Raw genomic sequence first — 25,211 nt, forward strand, 5'->3', positions numbered from 1 at the left:
TCAGAACAACTGGCCCTGCACCGCTGGCTGTTCGATGGGCGCCGGTGCTTCGATCACGTCTTCCGCACCCAGCCGCCAGGCCAGGCCACCCAACCGGCTGGCGTGGCGCTTCAACGCCGCCTGCAGCACGTCGGCGCCGCCGGCCACATGCAGCACCTGGCGGGCACGGGTCAGGCCGGTGTAGACCAGTTCGCGCGACAGCACGCGGCTGTCCTGGCGTGGCATCTGCAACCACACTTCGTCGAACTCCGAACCCTGTGCCTTGTGTACGGTCATCGCGAACGCGCTTTCGTGCGCGGGCAACGCGGCCGGGTGGAAGGCGCGCGGCTGCTCGACGGTGTCGCCGGGGAACCAGGCCACCATCGCGCCGCTGCCGTCGCGCAGGCAGATGCCGATATCGCCGTTGAACAGGCGGTGCCGGTAGCTGTTCTCGGTCACCAGCAGCAGGCGGCCCTGGAAGTAGCCCGGGGCGTTGCCGGCCAGCAGCTGCTCGATGCGGCTGTTGAGCCCACGCGCGCCCTGCGGGCCTTCGCGCAATGCGGTCAGCACGCGCAAGCGGCCGGCCTGCTGCAGGGCAAGCGCTGGATCGGCCACGTCGGCCAACGCACGCCAATGGCCCAGCAGGTGCTCGCGTTGGCCACGCAATGGATCGGCTTCGCCTTCGTGGAAATGTACGCCTGCCAGCGACCCACCACGCAGCAGCTGCAATGCGGTGCTGCTGTCGCCTTCACGCACGGCATGCGCCAGCGATGCCAGGTCCAGCGCATCACTCTGCCGGTAACCGCGCAGCAGCTGCACGCGACGGCCGGCGAAGGCGCGTGGCGTGGCCTGTGGCTGCAGCGTCGCCGGCGCCAGCAGGCCATGCAGCGCCTGCGCATCGTCGGCGCGGGTGCCGATGCCATCGCCGCTGGCACGCAGGATCGCACTGAGTACGTCGCCGGCTTCCACCGACGGCAACTGGTCCGGGTCGCCGAGCAGGATCAACCGGGTGCCGCTGGCGATCGCATCGACCAGCTTGGCCATCATCGGCAGATCGATCATCGACGCTTCGTCGACCACCACCACGTCCACCGGCAACGGGTTGTCGGCGTGGTGGCGGAAGCGCGGCGAATCGGGAATCACGCCAAGCAGGCGATGCAGGGTGGTGCCGGTACTGGGCAGTGCCGCGCACAGTGCCGGGTCCACGCCGTCCTCCTGCAGGCGCTGCACGGCCAGCCGCAGGCTCTCGGCCATGCGTTCGGCGGCGCGCCCGGTGGGTGCGGCCAAGGCCACCTCGGGCAGCGGCTGCCCGGCCTGCCGGGCCTGCGCTGCCAACAGCAGCAGCAGGCGCGCGATGGTGGTGGTCTTGCCGGTACCGGGGCCGCCGGTCACCAGCGCCAGCGGATGGCGCAGGGTCACGCCGGCGGCGCGGGCCTGATGATCTTCGCTGTCCAACGCCCGCGGGAACAGGCGCGCGAACAGCGGTGCCAGTGCGGCCATGTCCGGCGCCGGCAGTGGATGCCGGCCGATGCGCTGCAACCCGGCCGCCAGCTGGCGTTCGTACTCGCGATATCGGCGCAGGTAGAGCAGGCCGTTTTCCAGCACCAGCGGCGCGTCCTCGGCGATGGCGTCGAACTGCTTGGGTGTCGCTACCCAAGGGGATGCGCGCAGCTGGGCCAGCCAGTCCTGCGCATCCGGCCATTCCGGTACGCCTTCCAGCAGGCGCTGCGGCTGCGCCGGATCGAAGCCGGCGTGGCCCTGCGACACTGCCAGCGAGGCCAGCGCCGCCGCCAGCGCCACGCTCTCGGGCGTGTCGTCGCGCAGCCGCATCAGGCTGGTCGCCAACGCATGGTCGAGGGTGCGCAGCTGGCCTTTCTTGTGCAGTTCCTTCAACAGGCTCATGCGCTGGCTCCACGCGCACGCGCCGCCAGTTCGGCCTGGGCCTGCTCGCCACCGGCGAACAGCGCGTCCAGTGCATCCACCAGCGCCAGCGGGAAGCGGTCCACATGCACGCCGTTGCCAGCGCCATCCAGCCCGCGGCAGAACAGGTAGCGGATGCCACCCATGTCGCGCTCGTAGTCGTAGGCTGCCCCCAGGCGGAAGCGCAGCCAGCGATGCAGGGCCACGGTGTAGATCAGTGCCTGCAGGTCATATTCGCTGTGGCGCATGGCGATGGCCAGCAGGTCCGGGCTGTAGCCGGGCAGGCGGTTGGACTTGTAGTCGAGCACGTACCAGCGCCCATCGCGCACGTAGGTCAAGTCGATCATGCCGGTCATCAGGCCTTCCAACCGGCGGCGCTGGCCGAAGCCTCGGCGACTGCTGGAAACGCCATGCGCGTGCAGTACCTGCAGCAGCGCCGGCACGGTGGTCGGTTCGATGGCGAAGTGGAAGTCGATTTCCGCGCGGCGCTCGCCCTCGGCCAGGCTGCACAGGGCGCCGCCTTCGGGCAGCGGTACGGTCAGCGTGTGGCCAACCAACGGCACCAGCACCGCCACGCCATCGTCCAGATCGACATCGGCATAGCCTTCGTCGTGCAGCGCCTTGCGCAGCACCTCGGCTTGCCCCTCGGGCGCTTCCAGGCCCGGTTGCCAATCCGCCCATGCAGCGAAGTCGACGTTCTCCATCGCCTCATGCAGCACGTTGCCGAAGCGGCTGCCCATGAAACGCGGATCAAGCGGCGCGCTGTCTGCGGCGGCCGCGGCGGGTTCCGGCAGGGCCGGTTCCAGCGGCAGTTCCGGGCCAGCCGGTTCGTCGGCCGCCGGTGCTGGCAGTTCGGTGGCGGCCGCTTCGATATCGTCGCCGGCGCCAGCATCGGCATGGGCCAGCTGGGTGAAGCTGTACACCCACCAGTCATGCGGCACGCGCCGGGTCAGCGCACGCACGGCCGGCAGGTCACCTTCCACTTCGGCCGCCAGCTGCGGCAGCGCGGCCGGCGCCTCGCTGTCGTCGACATACACATCAGCATGTGTGCGCAGCACCTGCAGGTCACCCAGCAGCGGCGCCAGCCGCGTCCTGCCGAGCCCAGCCAGATCGCCCACGGCGATCCACAGCGCGTGCTCGGCACGGGTCAGGCCCACATACAACAGGCGTGCATCTTCGGCACGCTGCTCGCGTTCGCGCTGCGCGGTGGCCGCTTCCCAGGCCTCGTCCTTGTCGAGCTTCCAGTGCAGCTGGCGCTGGCCGCCCACATGCACCGTGCAGTGCGACGCGGTGTTCGGCGCCCCGCCGTCGATGCCGATGAAGGGCAGGAACACCAGCGGATACTCCAGGCCCTTGCTCTTGTGCAGGGTGATGATCTGCACACGACGCGCGTCCGATTCCAGGCGCAGCAGCTGCTGCTCGTCATCCTGGTCGGCATTGGCCATCTGTCCCTGCAGCCAGTCCAGCAGGCCATGCATGCCCAGCGCCTGCGCGGAGGCTTCCTGCAGTAGTTCGCCCAACTGCAGGTAGTTGGTCAGGCGGCGCTCGCCATCGATCAGCGCCAGCAGGCGCTCGCCTTGTGCAGCACAGATTTCGGCGATCACCGCGAACGGGCCACCACGCTGCCAGCGTTCGCGCCAGTGCAGCAGCTGTGCCTGGAACCCGCGTTGCAGGTCGCCCTCGCGTTCCATCGCGGCGATCGCGCTGGCCTGCTGGCCGAGCAGTACGGTGGCCAGTGCCGCACGCAGGCGGCCTTCATCGGCCGGTTGCAGCAGGGCCAGCAGCAGCGCACGAAGATCGCGCGCTTCAGGGGTGGCAAACAGGCTCTGCTTGCCGGCCGCCACCGCCGGAATGCCCACCGCGGCCAGCGCGCGCTGTACCAGAGTGGCCTCGCGATGCGAACGCACCAGCACCGCGATGTCGCCCGGCTGCACCGGTCGCCCACGCAGCACGGCGTTGCCGGCACGCGCAGCAACCAGGGTCTGGTGGATCGCTGCCACACAGGCCTGGGTGGCGGCATCGCGCGAGGCATCGGCGCTCATCGCCTTGTCGCCGCCACTGCGCAGCACGCGCAGGGTCAGCGCGACGGCGGCACGACCATCGCGCAGGTAATCCTCGTCAACCCGCACGCCGCCGGGCCGCACCGGCTCGAACTGGATGTCGCGTTCGAGGAAAGCGTCTTCGCCGCCGTTGTCATACAACGCCTGCAGCGCACGCAGCACGGCCGGTCGCGAGCGGAAGTTCTGGTCCAGCACCGGTGCCTTCTGCGCCACCTGCTTGGCCTTCAGGTAGGTGTGGATATCACCGCCGCGGAAGCCATAGATCGCCTGCTTGGGGTCACCGATCAGGAACAGCGCCGGCGCCAGGCCGAGTTCGCGCACCTCCGGCGAATTGCCGAACACGGTGTGGAAGATGCCCCATTGGCGGTCGTCGGTATCCTGGAACTCATCGACCAGCGCGATGCGGTACTGCGCGCGCAGCTGCTTCACCAGTGCCAGCCGCTGCGGGCCTTCCAGCGCCAACGCCACGCCATCGATCAGATCGTCGTAGGTCTGCACCCGGCGAGTGCGCTTCAGTGCCTGCAGCCGCTGCGTGGCGTCGGCGCGAAGCGCGTGCAGGAAATTCAACGCGGTGGCACGCAGCCAGGCATCGCGTTCGGCCAGCAACGCGACATAGCGCGCCAACGGCGCCTGCAACGGCGACGATGGCGTGCGCTCGGCGAACTTCTTGTTGGTCTTGGCGGCCAGTGCCTCGGGCAGCAGCGCTGGCAGGCGCTCATTGGCCAGCAGCTCGCGCGGGTCGGCGCGCTCGGCCCAGGCCAGCAGCTGCCGGCCCAGCGGGTGCAGCCACCCCAGCTTGTAGGACACGCCGTTGATCCACTTGTTGTCGACCGCATCGCAGAGGTCGATGAAGAACTGCTCGCCATGCGCGCGCACGCTTGCGGACAGTGCTTCCGCCGCGCTCTGCAGGGCCGGATGCGGATCGGCCAACGCCACCGGCTGCGGCAACGGATGCAGCGGCGGTGCGGCCAGCAGCGCGCGCAGATCGGCGGCCAGCGCGTCCGGGGTGGACCACAGCCAGGTCAGCGGTTCCAGCGTGGCCGGGTCGTTGGCATGCACACGCCACAGGTCGGCCGCCAGCTCCTCCAGCAGCTCACGGTCACTGGCCAGCAGTTCCGGCGGGTCGAAGGTGTGGCCGCTCTCCAGCGCATGCTCGCGCAGCACGCGGGTGCAGAAGCCGTGGATGGTGAAGATGGAGGCCAGGTCGATCTCGTCCGCGGCCACCTGCAGGCGCCGCTTCAGTGCGGTGGCACTCTCGGAGCCGCCCTGCAGATGGCGCTGCAGGACTTCGCGGGTCAGGCATACATCCGGCGCTTCACCCTCGGCCGGTTCCAGATCGACCAGGCGTGCCGCCAGCGCCAGGCGCTCGCGGATGCGCTTGCGCAGTTCCTGGGTGGCAGCGTCGGTGAAGGTCACTGCCAGGATCTGGCCGATGCGCAGGCCCTGCTCCACCACCAGGCGGGTGAACAGCGTGGCCAGGGTGAAGGTCTTGCCGGTGCCGGCGCTGGCTTCGATCAGTCGAATGCCATCCAGCGGCAGGGCCAGGTAGGGATCGCGGCTGAGGAGCTCGATGCCGTCCCCGATGATCACGGTGCTCATGCGCTGCCCTCCTGGCGTGATTCCGTGCCGAGGGTGCGGCCTTCGCGCACCGCGCTGAAGACCACCTGGCTGTTGCGCAGCAGGTCGGCATAGCTGGCATCGGTGGCGAATGGGTCGGCACCGCGCAGCAGCAGCTGCCAGGCGTTGCTGCTGGATTCACCCCAGGTGCGGTCGCTGCCGTGCCACTGCTTCCAGCCTTCGCTGCGCTGTTTTTCTGCCGGCGCGTTGTACAGCACCCAGCCGGTGTACGGGGCAAAGCGCAGCGGCTCACGCAGGCCACGCTGGCGCAGCTGCAGCAGTGCACGCAGCGCCGCGCGTGCGGCGGGAACGCTCAGCGCCGGTACGACATGCGGGCCCGGCCCGGCATCGCCGCCATCATGGAACTGCACCAGCGGCAAGGCATCACCGGCGGCATTGGCCAGCAGCCAGTCCAGGCCATGGCGGATCACCGCGTTGCCGTTGAGGGTGCCGGCGCGCAGGCGCACCAGGCCCTCGGGATGCCGATCGGCCACGCGGCCGTGCAGGCGCACCCCGTCGATTTCCACTTCGTAGCGACGGCTTTCCAGTGGTTCGCCCTGCATCCAGCCCAGCAGCGCACTGGCATACGGGCGGGTTTTCAGCTGCTCCACCTCGAACTGGCGCTCGCCCAATGGACCCGACGGCAGCAGTCCACGCGCGCGCAGGCGCGGGTACAACGGCTCGGTATCGCCGCTGAGCGTGGCACGTACCACCGCCGCCTGCACGCTGCGCTTCTCCGGCCCCCGCGAAGACAGCACCAGCGGTTCCAGGTCATCCACCTCCTCGACCTCGTCAGCCAGGCGCAGGCCCAGTGACTGTGCGAGAAACTGCCCGGCCGGGTCGCACAGGAAGCGACGCAGGGTATCGAGCGAGACCTCCTCTTCCACCGCATCGTCGAGCGGCGGTGGCAACGGTGCATCGAACCACGGCTGCAGGCCTCCACGCTGGCCGGTGAGGCGACCGGCAGCGGGATGCCACTGGCGGCGATAGCTGAAGCGGCGCGGGTCGCCATCGCCGAACGCGCCTGGCGAAAACGGCTGCAGTGCGTGGCGCACGGTGAAGTCGCGGGTGGCCACAGCCGGATCGAGGTGATACGCCGCAGCCGCATCGATCAGTTCGCTGACCAGCACCGACGGCTCACGCACGCTGCCATCGCGCGGATCAGCACCGAGGTAGCTGAGATAGAACACCTCCTGCGCGGCGGCGAACAGCTGCAGGAACAGGAAGCGATCGTCCTCGCGGGTGGAGCGGTCGCCCGGCCGGCGGCGCGGCGTATCCAGCTCCGCAGTGAGCTGGTTGAGACCGGCGGCCGGGTCACGGCGCGGGAAATCGCCATCGTTGAGGCCCAGCACGCAGATCACCCGGAACGGCAGCAGGCGCATCGGCACCATGCGGCCGAAGCTGATGCCACCGGTCAGCAGCGGTGCGCGCGTATCGGCCTCGCCCAGCGCGCCGGCGAAGTGCGAACGCACCACCTCCGGCGGCACGCCGTCTTCGAAACCGGCCTTGGCGGCGTCTTCAGCGAACTGGTTGAGCAGCTTGCGCAGGCGCTCAAGGGCACGCTGGCTGTTGGGCGAGCTGGGCGCGGTTGGCAGCAGTGCATCCAGCAGCGACAGCAGGCGCTGCCGCCACTGCGCGGGCGTCAGCAGTTCGCCGAGGCGTCGCTGATACACCGCCAGCACACGCAGCAGGCGCAGCAGACGGTCCAAGGCGTCCAACGCGCCGCCTTCCAGTTCGATCCACGGCGCCACGCCGGCCAGATCGGCCTCGCTGCCGGTGGCATGGCCGAGTACCAGGCGATCCAGTGCGAACTGCCAGGTATAGGCATCGTCGGCTGGCGCCTGATGCTGGTTGCGGTGCTTCGCATCCAGGCCCCAGCGCGCACCGGCCTGTTGCAGCCAGCCGTGCAGGCGGTCGAAGTCCACTGCTTCCAGCCCGGCCGCTTCGGCCAACGGCGCGCTGGCCAGCAGGTCCAGCACTTCGTTCAGGCCAAAACGCGAGACCGGCAGGCCCAGCAGGTGCACGAACACATCGGCCAGCGGCTCGCCGGCCAGCGGGCTGCTGTCGGCCAGCGCATACGGAATGTGCTCCTCGTCGCCCCCCCGGCCTCCGAATACCGCTTCCAGATACGGCACGTAGGGATCGATGTCCGGCGCCAGCACCGCGATCTCGCGTGCCTGCAGCGGTGGGTCGAAACGTGGGTCCTGCAGCAGGCTGCGCAGCTGGTCGTGCAGCACCTGCAGCTCGCGCAGGCGGGTATGGCAGGCATGCACCTGCAGGCTGGGATCGTCGCTGCGCAGAGCCTCGCGCAGCGCGCCCGAGGGCAGCGCACGGCGGTGGAACAGATCGCGCTGGAGGCGATGCAGCAGGCTGTCGGACAGTCCACCTTCGTCCAGGGTTGGCCGGGTGTCTTCCTCCGGATCGGAATAGGCGGCGATCTCGCCGGCCGGGTGCACCACCTCGTAGCTGCCCAGCACCGCCATGAAATCGCGGCCGGCCGCCCCCCAGGCTTCCAACAGGCGGTTCTCGCCGGCGGCCTCGCCGAACGGGTCCGGTGCGCCGCTGCGCAATCGCTCGGCCAGCGTCTGCAGGTCGCCCCAGTACGACTGCACCGGGGTGGGCATGTAGAAGTGCAGTTCGCCCACCCGCGCCTGGGTGGCCATCACCCGCAGCACATCGGGCGAGATGTTGAGCGTCGCGAACGCAGACATGCGCGGCGGCAGCCCCTGCGGCAGCGGCTTGCCGGCGCCTTCGAAGCGGTCCAGGTACTCCTGGATGCGACGTGCACGGTAATCATGACCGTGGGTGATGGTGCGCCACAGGATCGCCTGCGGGTCGGCCGGATCGGCACCGGCTGCCCAGCGCAGCAGCCAGTCGCGGCGCCACGCCTGGTACTTCTCGAATACCGAGGCCAGCTCGCCCGCCAGCGCCCATGGCTTCAATGCGTCACCGCCGGCAAGATAGGACCGCAGCGCGCGCATCGGTGGCTGCGCCAGCAACGCCGGGTCGCGCAGCGCCTGGTACAGCTTCCAGTGCAGGCCGGCCGCGTCCAGGTCGTCCTGCTCGCCGCTGACATTGGCCTTCAGCGCGCGGGCCACGAACTCGCCCGGGGTGAGGAATTCGAGGTTGGCAGCGACACCGAATTCGGCGGCCAGTGTCGCTTGCAGCCAGCGGCGCATCGCGACCTGCGGGATCAGCACCACTTCCGGCGCCAGCAACGGCTGGCCCGGCACCGGCGCGCGCACGTTGCGCGCCAGCAGCGCGGCCAGCACGTCCAGGGAATTGGAATGGTAGAGGCGGAAATCGCTGCCTGGGTCACTCATCATGCACAGTGTGCAGGACGGCAGGCAGTATTCAATGGTCGGCCCATCGACGGTACGGATTGTTCCGGGCTGCCGGCCGATTGTCCCGGCCTGCGCCAAGCCCTGCCGTGCAACAATACTGGACCGTCCAGTCTGCTTATGTTCAGCCGGCTGGCCCGATCCTTCGATGTCTAAAAAACGTTAATGGTGCCCATGTCGGCTTCCGCCTCCAGTCTGGTGCAGTTGTCCAACGTCCGCATCGACCGGAGCGGACGCACGATCCTGCGCGACGTGTCGCTGCAGGTGCCCAAGGGCAGCATCACTGCCGTGCTCGGCCCGTCCGGCAGTGGCAAGTCGACCCTGCTGGCGGCACTGACCGGCGAGCTGCGACCGGTCGCCGGTGAGGTCACCCTGTTCGGCAAGCCGATCCCGCACGACAGCAGCGCGCTGCTGGAGATGCGCAAGAGCGTGGGCGTGCTGCTGCAGGGCAATGGCCTGCTGACCGACCTCACCGTGGCCGAAAACGTCGCACTGCCGCTGCGCACGCATACCCGCCTGCCGGCCGCCGTGCTGCGCCGGCTGGTGGAGATGAAGCTGCATGCGGTGGGCCTGCTGGCCGCCGCCGATGCGTGGCCGCGCGAACTGTCCGGCGGCATGGCACGCCGCGTGGCGCTGGCCCGTGCGCTGGCGCTGGACCCGCCGCTGATGATCTACGACGAGCCGCTGACCGGGCTGGACCCGATCGCCTCCGGGGTGATCATGAGCCTGATCCAGCGCCTCAACCACAGCCTGGGCCTGACCAGCATCATCGTCAGCCATCACGTGCACGAGACCCTGCCGATCTGCGACCAGGTGATCGCCATCGCCAATGGCGGCATCGTGTTCCAGGGATCGCCCGAGGCACTGGAGTCCAGCCAGGATCCGCTGCTGCGGCAGTTCCTGCATGGCCAGCCCGATGGCCCCATCCCGTTCGATGCCGCGCCGCGCGCGAGGGTTGCCTGATGCCGTTCGTTCAAGCCACCCGTTCGCTGGGCCGCGCCGGCCTGTTCTCGCTGACCGTGCTGCGCGGTTCGCTGCCGACCCGTGACTTCCTGGCCGAACTGACCCGCGAGATCTACAAGATCGGCGCGCGCTCGCTGCCCATCATCGCCGTCGGTGGCGCCTTCGTCGGCTTGGTGCTGACCCTGCAGGGCTACCGCACGCTGACCACCTTTGGCGCGGCCGACGCGCTGTCGACCCTGCTCGGCCTGTCGCTGTACCGCGAGCTGGCGCCGGTGCTGACCGCGCTGCTGTTCATCGGCCGCGCCGGCAGTTCGATCGCCGCCGAGCTGGGCCTGATGCGCGCCACCGACCAGATCAAGGCGCTGGAGCTGATGGCCATCGACCCGGTGGCCAAGGCCGTGGCACCACGCTTCTGGGCGGCGGTGCTGACCGTGCCGCTGCTGACCGGCATCTTCTGCTCGCTGGCGATCAGTGCCAGCTACTTCGAGGCCGTGCACGTGCTGGGCCTGGACAATGGCGTGTTCTGGTCGGCGCTGCGCAACAGCGTCGATTTCTGGGATGACTTCGGCGTGGCGATGCTGAAGTCGGCGATCTTCGGCGGCACCGCCGCCCTGGTCGCCGCCTACGTTGGCTTCCACGCCGAGCCGACCATCGAGGGCACCTCGGTGGCGACCACCCGTGCGGTGGTCAACGCCTCGCTGCTGGTGCTGATGTTCAACTTCGTGCTGTCGGCAATGTTGTTCACCTAACCCCTCCACCGGCGGTGCGCTGGCGCGCGCGGCCACCACGACTTGATCAGGTAATCCACATGGCCATCCGCGGTCCCAGACTCGAATTCTCCGTCGGCGCTTTCCTGCTGCTGGCCCTGGCCTCGCTGATGGTGCTGGCCGTGGCTTCGACCAACCAGCGCTGGAGCTGGGGCAGCCAGGGCTACGAACTGAAGGCGCGCTTCTCCCAGGTCGGCCAGCTGCGCAAGCAGGCGCCGGTGAAGATCGGCGGCGTCACCGTCGGCCAGGTCGCCTCGATCGACCTGGACCCGGTGAAGTTCGAGTCCATCGTGACCCTGCGCATGGACAGCAAGGTCAAGGACCTGCCGGCGGATACCTCGGCCGGCATCTTCACCAGTGGTTTGCTCGGCGAGAGCTATATCGGTCTGCAGCCGGGCGGTGATCCGGACGTGCTGAAGGCCGGCGACGAGATTGTCTTCACCCAGCCGGCGGTTGACCTGATCCAGCTGGTCGGCAAGTACATGTTCAGTGGTGGTGCCGGTGGCGGCGCTGCTCAGAAGCCCAACGATGGCGCGCAGGCGCCTGCAACGGAACCGCAACCATGAAGATGAAACTGATCCCGGCCCTGCTCGCCTCGGCGCTGCTGGCGGCTACTCCGTTCCTCGCCCAGGCCCAGGCCGCCGCTCCCGCCGCTGCCGCGACGCAGGGCCAGGCCGGCAAGGTGGTGATCGATGCCAGCACGCGCATCCTCACCACCCTGCAGCAGCGCAGGAGCGAGTTCGGCAGCAACCCGGCCAGCCTGCGCAACTACATCGACAGCGAACTGAACCGCACCTTCGACCGCGACTATGCCGCGCGCCTGGTGCTGGGCCCGCACGCACGCGGTGCCTCGGATGCCGACATCAAGCTGTTCGCCGATGCCATGGCCGACAGCCTGATGCAGCGCTATGGTTCGACCCTGCTCAACATCCAGGGCAAGCCGAGCTTCCGCCTGAAGGGTGAAAGCCCGCTGCCGGGCAACCGCGGCGTGCGCGTGAGCACCGAGCTGGTGCGTGCCGGCAGCGAGCCGACCCCGGTCGAGTACTGGATGCGCAACGTGAACGGCCAGTGGAAGATCTTCGACGTCAACATCGAAGGCATCTCCTACGTGCAGACGTTCCGCAACCAGTTCGACACCCCGCTGCGCCAGAAGGGCATCAAGCAGGTGGCCAGCGAACTGCACAGCGGCAGCATGCAGGCCGGGCCCGCGGGCAATGGCAAGTAACCCACTGGCACTGCTGGAAGGCGACACCCTGCGCCTGCGCGGGGTGCTCGACCGCGCCGCGGTGATCGCGCTGTGGCCGCAGCTGCAGGCCCTGCCGGCAAAGCTGGCACGGCTTGAGCTGAGCGAGGTCGAACGCGTGGACAGCGCCGGCCTGGCCCTGCTGGCCGAGCTCGCGGCACGTGCGCGCAAGGCCGGCCACCCGCTGGTGATCACCGGCGCGCCGGCTGGCTACAACGAATTGAGCGCGGCCTATCGGCTGTCGCCCAACCTGGATTTCAACGCTACTTCTGCTGCGAGCTGACATGAACGTCGTGCGCACCCTCCCCCTGATCGTCCTGGCCACCGCCCTCACCGCCTGTGCCGGCAAGCCCGCGCGCAGCGATGCACCCGCGGCCAGCACCCTGGTTCCGGCCAGTACCACCACCTCGCCTGCTGCCGCAGCCACCGATGCAGGCACGGCTGACGCTGCACCGGTCGCACCCGTGGCCAATCCGCCGGCTGCTGTCGCATCGTCGCCGGCTGCGCCGACCGACAGCGGCGACAGCAGTGCAGCGAAGACCGCCACAGCCGCCACGCCCGGTGGCGATGACGACTTCGATGCCCTCTATGGCGGTGCCGGCAACACCACCAATGCGGCGGCCTACGACCCGTGGGAACCGTTCAACCGCAAGGTGCACAAGTTCAACAACGCGGTCGACCGCGGCGTCGCGCGTCCGCTGGCCACCGCCTATACCCACGTGGTGCCGCGCTTCGCCCGCACCGGCGTCAGCAACTTCTTCAGCAACCTGCGCGCGCCGGTGACCATCACCAACCAGCTGCTGCAGGGCCGTGGTGCCGATGCCTGGGACAGCCTGGGCCGCTTCCTGATGAACAGCACGCTGGGCATTGGCGGCCTGTTCGATCCGGCCAGCAAGGCGATGGTGCCGCGTCGCAATGAAGACTTCGGCCAGACCCTGGGCGTATGGGGCTGGCGTCGCTCGCGCTACGTGGAACTGCCGTTCTTCGGCCCGCGTACCGTGCGCGATGTGTTCGGCCTGGCCGGCGACATCCCGCTGTCGCCGATCCGCCGCATCGAGGAAGACAAGGTCCGCATCGGCCTGCAGGGCCTGCAGCTGGTGGATACCCGCGCGCAGCTGCTGGCGATCGACGACCTGCGCGACACCGCAGTGGACGAGTACTCGCTGGTGCGCGATGCATGGATGCAGCGCCGCAACTACCAGATCGAGAACGATCTGCGCAGCAAGCGCGAGCGTGGCCACGACGACGCCAATTCGCCGATCCCGGTCGATGCAATGCCGATGCCGCAGTGGACCCACTGAGTCCTTTCAGCAGCGCATGAAAAACCCCGCCTCGGCGGGGTTTTTCTTTGGCGCTTCGGGGCGGGTCGGAGCCCTTTCCCGTGGAAAGGGATCCGGCCCCGGCCGATCAGGCCGCCAGGGCGGCCTCGATGGCTTCGCGCAGGCGCGCGTCATCGGCCGCCACGTCCGGAGCAAAGCGCGCGAGGACCTTGCCGTCGCGGCCAACCAGGAACTTCTCGAAGTTCCACAGCACCGCCGGTGCTGCGTGGATCGGGATCTCCTTGCTGGCCAGGCGCTCGCGCAACGGACCTTCACCGATCGACTGCGGCTGAGCGGCGATCAGCTGCTGGTACAGCGGGTGGGTGTCGTCACCGGCCACGCTGATCTTGGAGAACATCGGGAAGCTGACGTCGTAGGTGAGCTGGCAGAACTGCTGGATTTCCGCCTCGCTGCCCGGCTCCTGGCCGAGGAAGTTGTTGGCGGGGAAGCCCAGCACTTCCAGGCCCTGCGCGTGCTTTTCCGCATACAGCGCCTGCAGGCCTTCGTATTGCGGGGTCAGGCCGCACTTGGAGGCGACGTTGACCAGCAGCAGCACCTTGCCCTGGTAGTCGGCAAGCGAGGACGGCTGGCCGTCGATGGTGGTGAGGGAAATGTCCTGGATCGGGGTGCTCACGCGGGGGCTCCGGCTACGGCGGGGAATGGCCCACCAGCATAGCGCCGCGCACGCGGTTGTAGAGCCGGGCCCACGCTCGGCTGATGCCACAGCAGCCGAGCGTGGGCTCGGCTCTACAGGCAGGATTCAATCCACGCAGATCGTGCCCTGCGCCTTGCCGTCCTCGATGCGCTGGCGGCAGCCGAAGTTCTGGCTGACATCGCGCTGGCAGGTACCGGTGGCGACGCTGCCAGCGGCCACCTCGCCGCTGGCCAGGCATTGGCCCGTGCAGTCGCTCTTGCGACTGCAGGCCTTGCCGGCATCGGCGTAGGGAATCACGCACTGCTCGCGCTGCAGCCGGCCCAGCCGCTGCAGGGTGCCACCGGCCGCCTGGCAGTCGACGTCGCGTGCCTCCTGGTAGGCCTCGGCGGCTTCGGGGCTGGCCGCAGTGCCGGTCTGCGCCGCCACGTCCACGGCCGGCGGCGCACTGCTGCAGGCGGCAAGCAGTGCGGTCAAGACAAGGCTGGAGCAGAGGCGCAGGCGCATGGCGGTACCTGATCGAAGCGGACAGGCCGCCAGCATACGCATCGGCGATGCAGGCGGCGTGTCAGCGTGGCTCAGGCCTCGTCGCCGTCGTTGCCTTCGTCCTCGCCGGCCCCATCGCCCTCGGCCAGATCACCCAGCAGCGACTGCGCCTGTTCGGACGCCAACGATTCCACGCCACGCAGGCGTCGTTCGATGGTGCGCGTCTTGCGGCTGGCCTCGCCGATGCTGCGGCCGACCGTGGTGATCTGCTTCTCGGCCTTTTCCAGGATGCCGGCGAACTTGCCGAACTCACTCTTCACCGCACCCAGCAGGCTCCACACTTCGCTGGAGCGCTGCTCGATGGCCAACGTTCGGAAGCCCATCTGCAAGCTGTTGAGCAGGGCAGTGACGGTGGTCGGCCCGGCCACCACCACGCGATGCTCGCGCTGCAACAGGTCGACCAGGCCCGGGCGCCGGATCACTTCGGCGTACAGGCCTTCGGTGGGCAGGAACATCACCGCGAAATCGGTGGTGTGCGGCGGCGCGATGTACTTGTCGCAGATCGACTTGGCCTGCACGCGCACCGCGCGCTCCAGCTGGATGCCCTGCAGGCGCACGCCCTCTGCGTCCCCCTGTTCCTGCGCATCCAGCAGCCGTTCGTAGTCCTCGCGCGGGAACTTGGAGTCGATCGGCAGCCACACGGGCGTGTCATCGCTGCTGCGCCCCGGCAGGCGTACGGCAATGTCCACCATTTCACCGCTGTCCGGCCGCACCTTCACCGCACGTGCGTACTGCTCCTGGGTGAGCGTCTGCTCGAGGATGTTCTCCAGCTGCACTTCACCCCAGCTGCCACGGTTCTTGACGTTGGTCAGCACACGCTTGAGATCGCCGACGCCGGTGGCCAGCAGCTGCATCTCGCCGAGGCCACGCTGCACCTGCTCCAGTCGCTCGGACACCAGCTTGAAAGAGTTGCCCAGGCGCGTTTCCAGCGTCGACTGCAGCTTCTCGTCCACCGTGTGGCGCATCTGCTCCAGCTTCTGTGCGTTGTCGTTCTGCAGCGCGCGCAACTGTTCTTCCAGCGTGGCGCGCATTTCGGCAATGCGCTGTTCGTTGCGCTGGGTCAGTTCCTGCAGGCGCAGGCCCAGGCTTTCGGTCAGGCGCTGCTGCGACTGCGCACCTTCCTCACGGCCCTTGCGCGCATCGTCCACCAATGTCTGCCGCAGCGCGCCAAGCTGGGTGTCGGTGCGCCCGGTGAGCTCCTGCAGCTGCTGGCCGAACGCGTGGATGCGCGCTTCCTGCTGCTGGCCGAAGGTTTCCAGCTGGCCGCGCAGTTCCTGCAGGCGCTGTCCCATCAACGCGGCGCCGCGCTGCTGGCTGTCGGCGGCTTCGGCGCGCGCCTTGCGGGCGTCTTCGCCCAAGGCTTCGCGCAGCAGGTCCAGGCGCTGGTCGGTGCGGGTGGAGAGGTCGGTCAGCGCGCGGGCAAAACCATCGAGCTGTTCGCGCAGTTCGCTGCGCCCGGCGCGTGCCTCCTCGCGCACCGCCTGTTCCAGGCGGTCATGCGGTGGACGGCGCAGCAGGGCGACCAGCTGCAGGATGAGCACGGCCAATAGAAGGCCGCCGATGAGCAGATATTCGGTTTGCATGGCACAAGTGTAGGCTGGCGGAGTCTCAGCTGCTGCGCCGGAACCATGCTCGCTCTGTACGGAAAGCCAACCTCCATCAATGTGCGCAAGGTGCTGTGGCTGTGCGCGGGGCTGGATCTGCCCCTGCACCACGAGCCTGCGCCACCGGCAGACCTGGTGGCCACACTGAATCCGAACCGGCAGGTACCGGTGCTGCGCGATGGCGACTTCGTGCTGTGGGAGTCCAACAGCATCTGCCGGTACCTGGCCGTGCTCGCCGGCCGTGACGACCTGCTGCCTGCTGCGGCGCAGGCCCGTGCGCGGGTGGAGCAGTGGATGGACTGGCAGGCCAGCGACCTCAACAGTGCCTGGCGCCACGTGTTCATGGCGCGGGTACGGCAACACCCGGACTACCCGGATGACGCCCGCGCCGAGGCCAGCCTGGCGCAGTGGAACCGGCTGATGGGGGTGCTTGATGCACAGCTGGCCGCCACCGATGGCTACGTGGCGGGCAGCACCTTCACCCTCGCTGATGTCGTGCTGGGGCTGTCGACCCAGCGCTGGCGCAGCACACCGGGCCACAAGCCCGTGCTGTCACACCTCGCGGCGTGGTTCGAACGCCTGCGCCAGCAACCGGGCTTCACCGCCCATGTCGACAACGGCGTAGCCTGAGGGGAGGTGCCGGTCGCTGTTGGCAGGTGTCGACCTGGGTCGACACGGTGGATCCATGCCATTCGTGGATGAATCTCTGTAGAGCCGAGCCCATGCTCGGCTGAGCGGCGTGCGCTGACGGCAGCCGAGCGTGGGCTCGGCTCTACAGGAAAAACCGGGCCTTACCAGCCTTCCAGCACGATCTTGCCCTTGGCGCGGTGGCTTTCCAGCAGCGCGTGCGCGCGCCGCAGGTTGGCCGCGTCGATGCGCCCGAAGTGCTCACCGAGCGTGGTCTGCAGCACGCCTGCATCGATCAGCTCGGCCACCCGGTTCAACAGCTCATGCTGGCGCTGCATGTCCGCGGTCCTGTACAGCGGGCGGGTGAACATCGATTCCCAGTGCAGCGACAGCGCCTTGCGCTTGAGCGCCATCACATCCACCTGGCCCGGGTCATCGATCAGGCCGAACTGGCCCTGCGGCGCCAGCAGTTCGACGATCTGCGCGTAGTGCTGGTCGGAATGGGTCAGGCTGGCCACATGCTGCACCTCGCTGATGCCCAGCCGTGCCAGGCCTTCGGCCAGCGGCTGGCTGTGGTCGATCACGTGGTGCGCGCCCATCGCATACACCCAGTCCTGGGTGTCCGGGCGCGATGCGGTGCCAATCACCGTCAGTTTCGTCAGCTTCCGCGCCAGCTGCACCAGGATCGAGCCGACGCCACCGGCGGCACCGATCACCAGCAGGGTCTGGCCCTCGCCACCACCCTCGGGAATACGCAGGCGGTCGAACAGCAGCTCCCAGGCGGTGATCGCAGTCAGCGGCAATGCCGCGGCGGCCGCATCACCGAGGCTGGCCGGCTTGCGACCGACGCTGCGCTCGTCCACCAGCTGGTATTCGGCATTGCTGCCCGGCCGGTCGATCACGCCGGCGTAGTAGACCGCATCGCCGGGCTGGAACAGGGTCACTTCGCTGCCCACGGCGTCGACGATGCCGACCGCATCCCAGCCCAGCACGCGCGGGCCATCGGTGGCCACGCCGCGGCGGACCTTGGTGTCGACCGGGTTCACCGCCACCGCGCGCACCGCCACCCGCAGGTCGCGGGGGCCAGGCTGCGGCAGTTCCAGTTCGATGTCGATCAGGGCCCGGGCGTCGTCGATCGGCAGGCCGGCGTGGGTGTAGGCAATGGCGCGCATGGCAGCGGTCCAGTGGGGAAGGAGTGGACAGGTTGCGCCGCGCAAGGCCGCTCAGAAAGGCGCAGAATCGGGCAGCACTTTCACTCTGGCAATGAAGATGATCCGCTTCGACGATCTGCAGTTGTTCGTCCGCACGGCCGCACTGGGCAGCTTCTCGCAGGCCGCGCGCGAGGCCGACCTGTTGCCCGGCCAGGTCGCTGCCGCCGTGGCGCGGCTGGAGCGCGAACTGGACCTGCGCCTGTTCGTGCGCACCACCCGCAGCCTGCGCCTGACCGGTGAGGGCGCGCTGTACCTGCCGTATGCGCAGGAGGTGCTGGCTACCCTGCGCGAAGGTCGGGCCCGCGTGCAGGGCGAGGACGCCGAACTGCACGGCACGCTGCAGCTGTCGGCGCCATCGGACTTCGGTCGCAACCTGCTGCTGCCGTGGCTGACCGCGTTCCGAGCCGCCCATCCACGGCTGCGCCTGCACCTGCAGCTGTCCGATGAGGTAGCTGACGTGTTCCGCGATCCGGTCGATGTGGCAATCCGCATCGGCCACTTCGACGACGCCAACTACGTGGCCCTGCCCCTGCTCGAAGGCAACCGCCGTGTACTCGCGGCTTCGCCCGATTACCTGCGGCGACGGGGCACGCCCGTGCGCCTGGACGAACTGCGCGAGCACGATTGCCTGGTCTACCAGCTCAGTGGCCGCGCCTACGATCGCTGGTCGTTCGAGGTCGACGGGCGCCGCACCGTGATCCCGGTGCGCGGCCCGCTGGTCTGCGACGACGCCGACGTGGTGCGGCGCTGGGCGGTGGCCGGCGAAGGCATCACCTACAAATCCTGGCTGGACCTGCGCGAAGACGTGCTGGCCGGCCGCCTGCAGCTGCTGCTCGATGGCGTTGGCAGCCACATTCCGCTGCAGCTGGTGTGCCCGCATCGCAAGCAGTTCTCGCCGGCGGTGCGGCAGCTGCACGCGCAGCTGCGCCAGCACCTGCAACCGCTGCTGTCTGGCATGCCCGATGGACTCACCAGCCCCCTGTCGCCCGCCCCGGTGCTGGCCGACAATGACGGCCCCCCGTAAAAGAGAACACCGCCATGCCGTGGATGGGCATCCAGGACCTGTGGACGTTTCTGGTCGCCGTGCTGGTGTTCCTCGCCCTGCCCGGCCCCGGCACCTTCACCCTGCTGACCGCCACCGGCCGAGGCGGCGTGCGCGGTGGCTACACGGCACTGGCCGGCCTGCTGGTCGGTGACCAGATCCTGATGTGGCTGGCGCTGGCCGGCGTGGCTGCGCTGCTCAAAGCCAATCCGCTGGTGTTCCATGCCGTGCAGTACCTGGGTGCGGCCTACCTGGTGTGGGTGGGCATCAGCCTGCTGCGCACGCCCAGGCACGAGGGCGGCGACGCCGGTCCGATCCGCATGCAGCCCGGCCGCTACTTCCAGCAGGCGATCCTGGTCAGCCTGCTCAACCCGAAGGCAATCCTGTTCTACATGGCCTTCCTGCCGTTGTTCATCGATCCCAAGGCACACCAGGGCATCGCCACCTTCGCCGCGCTGGCCGGCATCATCCTGGTGGTCAGCATCGCCTACTGCTCGATGCTGATCGGGGTCGGCAACCTGGCCCGCCGCCGGTTGATCCAGCATCCGCGCATCAGCGATGCGCTGCGCCGGGTGGCCGGCCTGTTCCTGGTGGGGTTCGGCATCCGGCTGGGGTTGAACGGCTGATACCGCCGTCGAGCAGGCTCTGACGCCGCGTCGACCAACCAAGGTTGGCCTCTACCAGAGCGCGGGATCCGGTAGTCGCCGGCCTTGGTGGCGCTGGCGCCACCGGCGTTCATGGTCCCAGAGGCCGTCTGCCAACCAGGGTTGTCCTCTACCGGCCGTGCATTTCGGCACGCAGATGGTCGATGAACACCCGCAGTTTCGGTGCCATGTGCTCGCGTGCCGGGTAGTACAGATGAAAGCCGGCAAAGGGCGGCTGCCAGTCGTCCAGCACCGCCTGCAGGCGCCCGGCCACCAGATCATCGGCTACCAGCGAGGCGAACCCCTGTGCCATGCCCAGCCCGGCCAGCACGGCGGCGTAGGCCAGTTCGGCATCGTTGAACACCAGGCGGCCGGTCACGTCCACCTCCAGATCGTGGCCATCCCGGCTGAACTCCCACGGCATCAACCGGCCATTGGCACGACGGTGGACGATGCACGGATACCCCTGCAGATCATGCGGGCTGGCCGGGATGCCATGCCGCGCGAAGTAATCCGGCGTGGCCACCACCACCTGTCGCTCCGGCGGCCCGATCGGCACCGCGATCATGCCGCGCGCCAGTGATTCACCCAGGCGGATGCCAGCATCGAAGCCCTCAGCCACCAGATCGGTCAGCGCCGGCTCGACGCACAGTTCCACCTCCACCTGCGGGTAGCGCGCCAGGAACGCAGGCAGTGTGGGCAGCACCCGGCGCTCGGCAACGATGCGTGGCAGGGTGATGCGCAGCTTCCCGGCCGGGACCGCGCGCACGCTGTCGAGATCGGCGAACGCCGATTCGATCTGTGCCAGCCCGCCGCGTACATGTGCGAGGAAGCGCGCACCGTGTTCGGTCAGGCCAACCCGGCGCGTCGTCCGCTGCAGCAGGCGCACGCCCATCCGCGCTTCCAGCGCGCGCACGCTCTGCGACAGCGCCGAGGTGGAGACCCCCAGCGCATCGGCGGCGCGGGTAAAGCTGGCATGGTCGGCGACGTGGACGAAGGCAACCACCGCCGACAACGGTGCGGAGGGATCCATTGTGAAGCCACTCTTCATGGTGAGTCCGGTTCCTTCCAGTTTATCCACAGGATCGGGCGACGGATGCTGTGGCTCCCGGCGGTGCAGCCGCCTTCCTGTGAGAGAGCCCCACATGTCGCTGGACCACTACCGCCTGCTTGGCCGCTCCGGCCTTCGCGTCAGCCCGTTGGCACTGGGTACGATGACCTTCGGTGCCGACTGGGGCTGGGGCGCGGACGAAGCCGAGGCCCGCCGCATCTTCGACAGCTACGTCGAACGCGGCGGCAATTTCATCGATACCGCGAACAACTACACCAATGGCAGCGCCGAGACCCTGCTCGGACGCTTCGCCCAGGGCCAGCGCGACCGGCTGGTGATCGCCAGCAAGTACACGCTGGCCACCGTACCCGGCGACCCGAACAATGCCGGCAACCACCGCAAGAGCATGCTGCGCTCGGTGGAGGACAGCCTGCGCCGGCTGGGTACCGACTACCTGGACCTGCTGTACCTGCATGCCTGGGACGACACCACCGGCGTGGACGAGGTGATGCGCGGCTTCGACGACCTGGTCCGCAGCGGCAAGGTGCTCTACGCCGGCATCTCGGACACGCCGGCCTGGCAGATCGCGCGCATGCAGACCCTGGCCGACCTGCGCGGCTGGGCACCGTTGGTGGCGCTGCAGATCGAGTACAGCCTGATCCAGCGCAGCGTCGAGCACGAACTGCTGCCGATGGCCGATACGCTTGGGTTGGGCGTGGTGGCGTGGTCGCCGCTGGGCAGTGGCGTGCTGACCGGCAAATACAGCGCCGCCGACCTGGCCCAGGGCGATGCCCTCGATGCCTCACCGGGTGGCTCACGCCGCAATGTCGCCCTGATCAATGGTGCATTGACCCCACGTTCGCTGCAGATTGCCGAGGAAGTCGGGTTGATCGCCGCCGCTCTTTCGCATTCGCCTGCGCAGGTGGCACTGGCCTGGTTGCTGCAGCGCCCCGGTACCGGCGCGCTGCCGATCATCGGCGCCCGTACCCTTGCGCAGTTCGAGCACAACCTGGCCGCGCTGCAACTGGTGCTGCCGGCCGATGCCCTGGCTCGTCTTGATGCGATCAGTGCGGTGGCGCCTTCGTTCCCACACGATTTCCTGCAGATGCCATTGCCAAGAATGCTGATGAGCGGCGGCACCCGTCTGCGCGCCCGCGGGCGCTGAGGCCCTGGCAGGGAGGGCGCGCTATGCTGGCCTTCCCTGCCGAATGGACGCGCGTGGATGGCCCGGTTGGCTCGCTGTACCCTGCCCTTGCTGCTGCTCGCCGGCACCGCCTCTGGCACCACCGTGCAGGACCATCGCTGCCTGACCGGTGGTCGCAATGACAGCATCCACCTGGAATGGCGCTGGCTGGAGGACGGCCAGTCCGACGTGCGCTACGCGGGCCACCGCGATCGCCTGCCGCTGCGCCGGGTTTCGATGGAGACCACGGTGCTGGCCGAAGATCGCCCCTACCAGTTCGACAGCGTCTGGGAAGAGCATGTCGATGGCCGCCTCAACGGCCGTTACCTGCTGAGCACGCAGGGTGCCCTGGTGCTGGATTTGCGCTACGAACGCGCCCGCGACGGCCGCAGCACCACCTTCCACGACGACCCCGAAGCCTGGCAGGAAGACGGCTGCCACTGGCCCAGCCCCCCCTGAGGCGGTACCGGGCTTACGGCCCTTTATGCCGATTCCGGCAGCCTGCTCGCGGTGCAGCGCGCGGCGTGTCGGGTATGACCCGCGTCAGTGGTAATGCTGCGCTGCGTTCGGTCACACTCGGGGACTTGTCGTTCTTAGTCACCCCTTCCGAGGCCTGCATGTCCCTGTTCCGGCGCAAGTCCCTAGATTCCGTCACCGTCCACGAAGCCGGCAGGCGCCTGATCCCGACGCTCAGCTGGCCGCACCTGATCGCGCTGGGCATCGGCGCCATCGTCGGTACCGGCATCTACACGCTGATCGGCGTGGGTGCCAACCTGGCCGGCCCGGCCGTTCTGATCTCCTTCGCGATTGCCGGTGCGGTCTGCGCCTGCGCGGCACTGTCCTACGCCGAACTGTCGACGATGATGCCGGCCGCCGGCAGTGCCTACACCTACAGCTACAGCGCGCTGGGCGAGGTATTCGCCTGGGTGGTGGGCTGGAGCCTGATCCTGGAGTACTCGCTGGTGGTGAGTACGGTGGCGGTGGGCTGGTCCGGCTACTTCGTCGGCTTCCTCGAATGGGTCCACACCCAGTTCGGCTGGAACGTGCACCTGCCGGCCTGGCTGGCCGCCGGCCCGCACGTGGAAGGCGGCATGATCAACCTGCCGGCGATCATCATCACCTGGCTGGTAGCCGGTATGCTGATGGCCGGCACCAAGGAAAGCGCCACCCTCAACGCCATCCTGGTGGTGTTCAAGCTGATCGCGCTGGCCATCTTCGTGGCGGTGGCCCTGCCCGCCTTCGACAGCAACAACCTGCAGCCGTTCATGCCGTACGGCTTCGCCAAGTCGATGGGCCCCGATGGCGTCGAGCACGGCGTGATGGCGGCAGCGGCAATCATCTTCTTCGCCTTCTACGGCTTCGATGCGATCTCCACTGCTGCGGAGGAAACCAAGAACCCGGGCCGCGACCTTTCGATCGGCATCATCGGTTCGATGATCGGTTGCACCATCGTCTACGTGCTGGTCGCGCTCGCCGCCGTTGGTGCGATGAGCTACGCCGTGTTCGGCCACAGTGCCGAGCCGCTGGCGCTGATCATGCGCCAGCTCGGCCATCCGACCGCGGCAATGGTGATCGGCGTGATCGCGATCATCGCGCTGCCGACCGTGCTGCTGGCCTTCCTGTACGGCCAGAGCCGCATCTTCTTCGTGATGAGCCGCGATGGCCTGCTGCCGCGTGGCCTGTCCAAGGTCAACGCCCGCACCGGCACACCGGTGGCGACCACGCTGTTCACTGCGGTGGTGGTGTCGGCGCTGGCCGGTGTGGCACGCCTGGACGAGATCGCGGCGCTGGCCAACGCCGGTACCCTGGCCGCGTTCACCGCGGTGGGTATCTGCCTGGTGGTGCTGCGCCTGCGCGAGCCGAACCGCGAGCGCACGTTCCGTACGCCGCTGGCCTTCGTGGTCGGCCCGCTGGCCGCGCTGGGCTGCATCTACCTGTTCCTCAGCCTGCCGCACAGCACCCAGCTGTACTTCCTGCTGTGGAACCTGGTCGGCCTGGTGCTGTACTTGCTGTACAGCCGCCGCCACGCGTTGATCGCGAAGTAAGGAGGCCGCCGGGCATGGCCCGGCGCTCCTCTGTAGAGTCGAGCCATGCTCGGCTCACGGGGTGCCTATCGAAAGCAGTCGAGCATGGCTCGACTCTACAAAGGCGCAGTCGAGCGCCGCTCGACTCTACGGAGCAGCGGCGTACTCCTGCGCCTGGCGCATCACCCGCAGCAGGTTGCCGCCCCAGATGCCGGCAATCTGCTGCTCGGTATAGCCCTTGCGCAGCAGCCACGCGGTGATCTTCGGCAGCTGGCTGACATCGGGCAGATCGCTCAGGCCACCGCCGCCATCCCAGTCCAGGCCGATGCCCACATGTTCCGGGCCGACCACCTTGAGGATGTGCTCGAAGTGGGCGAAGAAGTCGTCCAGGCTGGCATGGCGCACCGGGTGCTCATGGTCCAGCGCCTGTTCGGCGTTGAGCAGAGCCACACCCTGCTCGATGCCCATGCCTTCCCAGCCGCCCAGCTGCTTGCTGAGCGCTTCTTCGGCCTGCTTGCGCTCGGGCGTCTTCGCGGTGTCGATCAGGTAACCGCCATAGGCATTCACCTGGATCACGCCACCGGCCTTGGCCAGCTTGCGCAGGCGCGCATCGTCGAGGTTGCGCGGGTGGTTGTAGATCGCCTTGGCCGAGCTGTGCGAGAGCACGAACGGCACCTGCATCATCGCCAGCAGGTCATCGAACACCGCGTCCGACGCATGCGACTGGTCGATCACGATGCCCAGCTTCACCGCTTGCCGCACCAGGTCCTTGCCGGCCGGGCTCAGGCCTTTCCATTCCGCGCCCTTGGGGTCGGTGGCCGAATCGGCGAACTCGTTGTTGGCGAAATGCACGGTGCTGAGCAGGCGCAGGCCGGCGCGGTGGTAGAACGAGAGCAGGCTCGGGTCAGCCACCAGCGGGCTGGCATTTTCCATGCTGATGTAGACCACGCGCTTGCCGGCGGCCTTGATCCGCGCCGCGTCATCGGCGGTCAATGCCAGCGCGAAACGCTCGGGATTGGCGGCCAGCATTTCGCGGATCTCCAGCAGCCGCTGCAGGCCGTGGTCACGCTCGGCCAGATGGGCGGCGGCGGTGCGGTCGCCCTGGTCGGTGTAGATCGCCCAGAAACCGCCGTCCAGCGCGCCTTCGACCATGCGCGGGTAGTCCACCTGCGAGAGCGCGTTGCGGTCGTGGCGCTGTTCGATGTCGAAGCCGGCGCGGCCGAAATTGGCCGGCGTATCCAGATGGCTGTCGAGGGTGACCAGGCGTTGCTGCAGGGCCTTGGCCCGCGCCAGCTCCTGCGCGCTGAACTCGATGGCATGGGCGGACAGCGGCGCACTCAGCGCCAGGGCAAGCACAACGGACAGACGACGCAACGATGGCATGGGCTCTCACCGGCATTGGGAAGAGCCCGACCATA

Annotated in this window: 20 protein-coding genes and 1 pseudogene; 12 read left to right on the forward strand and 9 right to left on the reverse strand. The window is 68.5% G+C overall.

The window, feature by feature from the left end; all coding sequences use genetic code 11:
* Genes recD through recC form a run of 3 tightly spaced genes read right to left on the reverse strand, consistent with a single transcriptional unit; the run spans window position 1 to window position 8,902 of the window.
* Entirely contained in the window at window positions 1–1,881 is a 1,881-nt protein-coding gene (gene recD, locus V3B41_RS16000) for an exodeoxyribonuclease V subunit alpha (protein ID WP_329861679.1), read from the reverse strand.
* Window positions 1,878–5,558: an exodeoxyribonuclease V subunit beta gene (gene recB / locus V3B41_RS16005; protein WP_329861680.1), complete on the reverse strand. Its 3,681-nt coding sequence runs from the start codon at window positions 5,556–5,558 to the stop codon at window positions 1,878–1,880. The genes recD and recB overlap by 4 nt, the downstream gene beginning before the upstream one ends.
* Complete coding sequence (recC, locus tag V3B41_RS16010; protein ID WP_329861681.1) at window positions 5,555–8,902, reverse strand: exodeoxyribonuclease V subunit gamma; 3,348 nt, start codon at window positions 8,900–8,902, stop codon at window positions 5,555–5,557. The genes recB and recC overlap by 4 nt, the downstream gene beginning before the upstream one ends.
* 189 nt (window positions 8,903–9,091) lie before the next feature.
* Between recC and V3B41_RS16015 the strand changes: the two genes are divergently transcribed.
* The 6 genes and pseudogenes from V3B41_RS16015 (at window position 9,092) to V3B41_RS16040 (ending at window position 13,191) form a co-directional block, all read left to right on the forward strand.
* On the forward strand, window positions 9,092–9,880 hold the full coding sequence (locus V3B41_RS16015) for an ATP-binding cassette domain-containing protein (protein WP_049429226.1): 789 nt from the start codon (window positions 9,092–9,094) through the stop codon (window positions 9,878–9,880).
* Window positions 9,880–10,629 (forward strand): MlaE family lipid ABC transporter permease subunit, encoded by a 750-nt coding sequence (locus V3B41_RS16020; RefSeq protein WP_005414955.1) that lies wholly within the window; start codon window positions 9,880–9,882, stop codon window positions 10,627–10,629. Before V3B41_RS16015 ends, V3B41_RS16020 begins: the two co-directional genes overlap by 1 nt.
* A 59-nt stretch (window positions 10,630–10,688) precedes the next feature.
* Window positions 10,689–11,153: pseudogene (gene mlaD, locus V3B41_RS16025) on the forward strand (outer membrane lipid asymmetry maintenance protein MlaD); the annotation flags it as partial.
* Window positions 11,154–11,209: 56 nt separating this feature from the next.
* Window positions 11,210–11,872 (forward strand): ABC transporter substrate-binding protein, encoded by a 663-nt coding sequence (locus tag V3B41_RS16030; RefSeq protein WP_049429205.1) that lies wholly within the window; start codon window positions 11,210–11,212, stop codon window positions 11,870–11,872.
* Entirely contained in the window at window positions 11,862–12,173 is a 312-nt protein-coding gene (locus V3B41_RS16035; protein WP_197633471.1) for an STAS domain-containing protein, read from the forward strand. Before V3B41_RS16030 ends, V3B41_RS16035 begins: the two co-directional genes overlap by 11 nt.
* A 1-nt stretch (window position 12,174) precedes the next feature.
* Entirely contained in the window at window positions 12,175–13,191 is a 1,017-nt protein-coding gene (locus V3B41_RS16040) for a VacJ family lipoprotein (RefSeq protein ID WP_197650269.1), read from the forward strand.
* Between the two features lie 106 nt (window positions 13,192–13,297).
* Here V3B41_RS16040 and V3B41_RS16045 read toward each other — a convergent pair whose 3' ends face one another.
* From V3B41_RS16045 to rmuC, 3 genes are all read right to left on the reverse strand, one after another.
* Window positions 13,298–13,843 (reverse strand): glutathione peroxidase, encoded by a 546-nt coding sequence (locus V3B41_RS16045; RefSeq protein WP_049429202.1) that lies wholly within the window; start codon window positions 13,841–13,843, stop codon window positions 13,298–13,300.
* 126 nt (window positions 13,844–13,969) lie between these two features.
* Complete coding sequence (locus tag V3B41_RS16050; RefSeq protein WP_197619875.1) at window positions 13,970–14,368, reverse strand: hypothetical protein; 399 nt, start codon at window positions 14,366–14,368, stop codon at window positions 13,970–13,972.
* A gap of 71 nt (window positions 14,369–14,439) precedes the next feature.
* A complete protein-coding gene (gene rmuC / locus V3B41_RS16055; protein WP_197619876.1) occupies window positions 14,440–15,990 on the reverse strand; it encodes a DNA recombination protein RmuC in 1,551 nt (516 codons plus the stop codon).
* A gap of 45 nt (window positions 15,991–16,035) precedes the next feature.
* Between rmuC and V3B41_RS16060 the strand changes: the two genes are divergently transcribed.
* Window positions 16,036–16,641: a glutathione S-transferase N-terminal domain-containing protein gene (locus V3B41_RS16060; protein ID WP_049429199.1), complete on the forward strand. Its 606-nt coding sequence runs from the start codon at window positions 16,036–16,038 to the stop codon at window positions 16,639–16,641.
* Between the two features lie 161 nt (window positions 16,642–16,802).
* Here V3B41_RS16060 and V3B41_RS16065 read toward each other — a convergent pair whose 3' ends face one another.
* Window positions 16,803–17,810 (reverse strand): zinc-binding alcohol dehydrogenase family protein, encoded by a 1,008-nt coding sequence (locus V3B41_RS16065; RefSeq protein ID WP_049429198.1) that lies wholly within the window; start codon window positions 17,808–17,810, stop codon window positions 16,803–16,805.
* Window positions 17,811–17,901: 91 nt separating this feature from the next.
* Here V3B41_RS16065 and V3B41_RS16070 point away from each other — a divergent pair, with 91 nt between their 5' ends.
* Window positions 17,902–18,873 carry a LysR family transcriptional regulator gene (locus V3B41_RS16070; protein ID WP_065428073.1) on the forward strand — a complete coding sequence of 324 codons (972 nt, stop codon included), beginning with the start codon at window positions 17,902–17,904 and terminating at the stop codon, window positions 18,871–18,873.
* A gap of 14 nt (window positions 18,874–18,887) precedes the next feature.
* On the forward strand, window positions 18,888–19,517 hold the full coding sequence (gene leuE / locus V3B41_RS16075; protein WP_049429196.1) for a leucine efflux protein LeuE: 630 nt from the start codon (window positions 18,888–18,890) through the stop codon (window positions 19,515–19,517).
* Window positions 19,518–19,665: 148 nt separating this feature from the next.
* Here leuE and V3B41_RS16080 read toward each other — a convergent pair whose 3' ends face one another.
* Window positions 19,666–20,568 (reverse strand): LysR family transcriptional regulator, encoded by a 903-nt coding sequence (locus V3B41_RS16080; protein WP_049429195.1) that lies wholly within the window; start codon window positions 20,566–20,568, stop codon window positions 19,666–19,668.
* A 97-nt stretch (window positions 20,569–20,665) separates the two neighbouring features.
* Here V3B41_RS16080 and V3B41_RS16085 point away from each other — a divergent pair, with 97 nt between their 5' ends.
* From V3B41_RS16085 to V3B41_RS16095, 3 genes are all read left to right on the forward strand, one after another.
* Window positions 20,666–21,751, forward strand: coding sequence for an aldo/keto reductase (locus tag V3B41_RS16085; RefSeq protein ID WP_197619877.1), 1,086 nt, complete (start codon window positions 20,666–20,668; stop codon window positions 21,749–21,751).
* Between the two features lie 57 nt (window positions 21,752–21,808).
* Window positions 21,809–22,228 carry a hypothetical protein gene (locus V3B41_RS16090; protein ID WP_049429193.1) on the forward strand — a complete coding sequence of 140 codons (420 nt, stop codon included), beginning with the start codon at window positions 21,809–21,811 and terminating at the stop codon, window positions 22,226–22,228.
* A gap of 158 nt (window positions 22,229–22,386) precedes the next feature.
* Window positions 22,387–23,814, forward strand: a complete 1,428-nt coding sequence (locus tag V3B41_RS16095) for an amino acid permease (protein ID WP_197619878.1) — start codon at window positions 22,387–22,389, stop codon at window positions 23,812–23,814.
* Between the two features lie 126 nt (window positions 23,815–23,940).
* Here the strand turns inward: V3B41_RS16095 and V3B41_RS16100 are convergent, their stop codons facing one another.
* Window positions 23,941–25,176 (reverse strand): dipeptidase, encoded by a 1,236-nt coding sequence (locus V3B41_RS16100; protein ID WP_049429191.1) that lies wholly within the window; start codon window positions 25,174–25,176, stop codon window positions 23,941–23,943.
* Window positions 25,177–25,211 lie beyond the last annotated feature (35 nt).

Source organism: Stenotrophomonas sp. SMYL89, from assembly GCF_036319985.1.
In the GTDB taxonomy this organism is placed as follows: Bacteria; Pseudomonadota; Gammaproteobacteria; order Xanthomonadales; family Xanthomonadaceae; genus Stenotrophomonas; species Stenotrophomonas maltophilia_Q.

Bases quoted from the DNA above. Each gene is read 5' to 3' on its own strand.
- recD (WP_329861679.1), bottom strand. From the start codon at position 1,881: ATGAGCCTGTTGAAGGAACTGCACAAGAAAGGCCAGCTGCGCACCCTC.
- recB (WP_329861680.1), bottom strand. From the start codon at position 5,558: ATGAGCACCGTGATCATCGGGGACGGCATCGAGCTCCTCAGCCGCGAT.
- recC (WP_329861681.1), bottom strand. From the start codon at position 8,902: ATGATGAGTGACCCAGGCAGCGATTTCCGCCTCTACCATTCCAATTCC.
- V3B41_RS16015 (WP_049429226.1), top strand. From the start codon at position 9,092: ATGTCGGCTTCCGCCTCCAGTCTGGTGCAGTTGTCCAACGTCCGCATC.
- V3B41_RS16020 (WP_005414955.1), top strand. From the start codon at position 9,880: ATGCCGTTCGTTCAAGCCACCCGTTCGCTGGGCCGCGCCGGCCTGTTC.
- V3B41_RS16030 (WP_049429205.1), top strand. From the start codon at position 11,210: ATGAAGATGAAACTGATCCCGGCCCTGCTCGCCTCGGCGCTGCTGGCG.
- V3B41_RS16035 (WP_197633471.1), top strand. From the start codon at position 11,862: ATGGCAAGTAACCCACTGGCACTGCTGGAAGGCGACACCCTGCGCCTG.
- V3B41_RS16040 (WP_197650269.1), top strand. From the start codon at position 12,175: ATGAACGTCGTGCGCACCCTCCCCCTGATCGTCCTGGCCACCGCCCTC.
- V3B41_RS16050 (WP_197619875.1), bottom strand. From the start codon at position 14,368: ATGCGCCTGCGCCTCTGCTCCAGCCTTGTCTTGACCGCACTGCTTGCC.
- rmuC (WP_197619876.1), bottom strand. From the start codon at position 15,990: ATGCAAACCGAATATCTGCTCATCGGCGGCCTTCTATTGGCCGTGCTC.
- V3B41_RS16060 (WP_049429199.1), top strand. From the start codon at position 16,036: ATGCTCGCTCTGTACGGAAAGCCAACCTCCATCAATGTGCGCAAGGTG.
- V3B41_RS16065 (WP_049429198.1), bottom strand. From the start codon at position 17,810: ATGCGCGCCATTGCCTACACCCACGCCGGCCTGCCGATCGACGACGCC.
- V3B41_RS16070 (WP_065428073.1), top strand. From the start codon at position 17,902: ATGAAGATGATCCGCTTCGACGATCTGCAGTTGTTCGTCCGCACGGCC.
- leuE (WP_049429196.1), top strand. From the start codon at position 18,888: ATGCCGTGGATGGGCATCCAGGACCTGTGGACGTTTCTGGTCGCCGTG.
- V3B41_RS16080 (WP_049429195.1), bottom strand. From the start codon at position 20,568: ATGGATCCCTCCGCACCGTTGTCGGCGGTGGTTGCCTTCGTCCACGTC.
- V3B41_RS16090 (WP_049429193.1), top strand. From the start codon at position 21,809: ATGGCCCGGTTGGCTCGCTGTACCCTGCCCTTGCTGCTGCTCGCCGGC.
- V3B41_RS16095 (WP_197619878.1), top strand. From the start codon at position 22,387: ATGTCCCTGTTCCGGCGCAAGTCCCTAGATTCCGTCACCGTCCACGAA.
- V3B41_RS16100 (WP_049429191.1), bottom strand. From the start codon at position 25,176: ATGCCATCGTTGCGTCGTCTGTCCGTTGTGCTTGCCCTGGCGCTGAGT.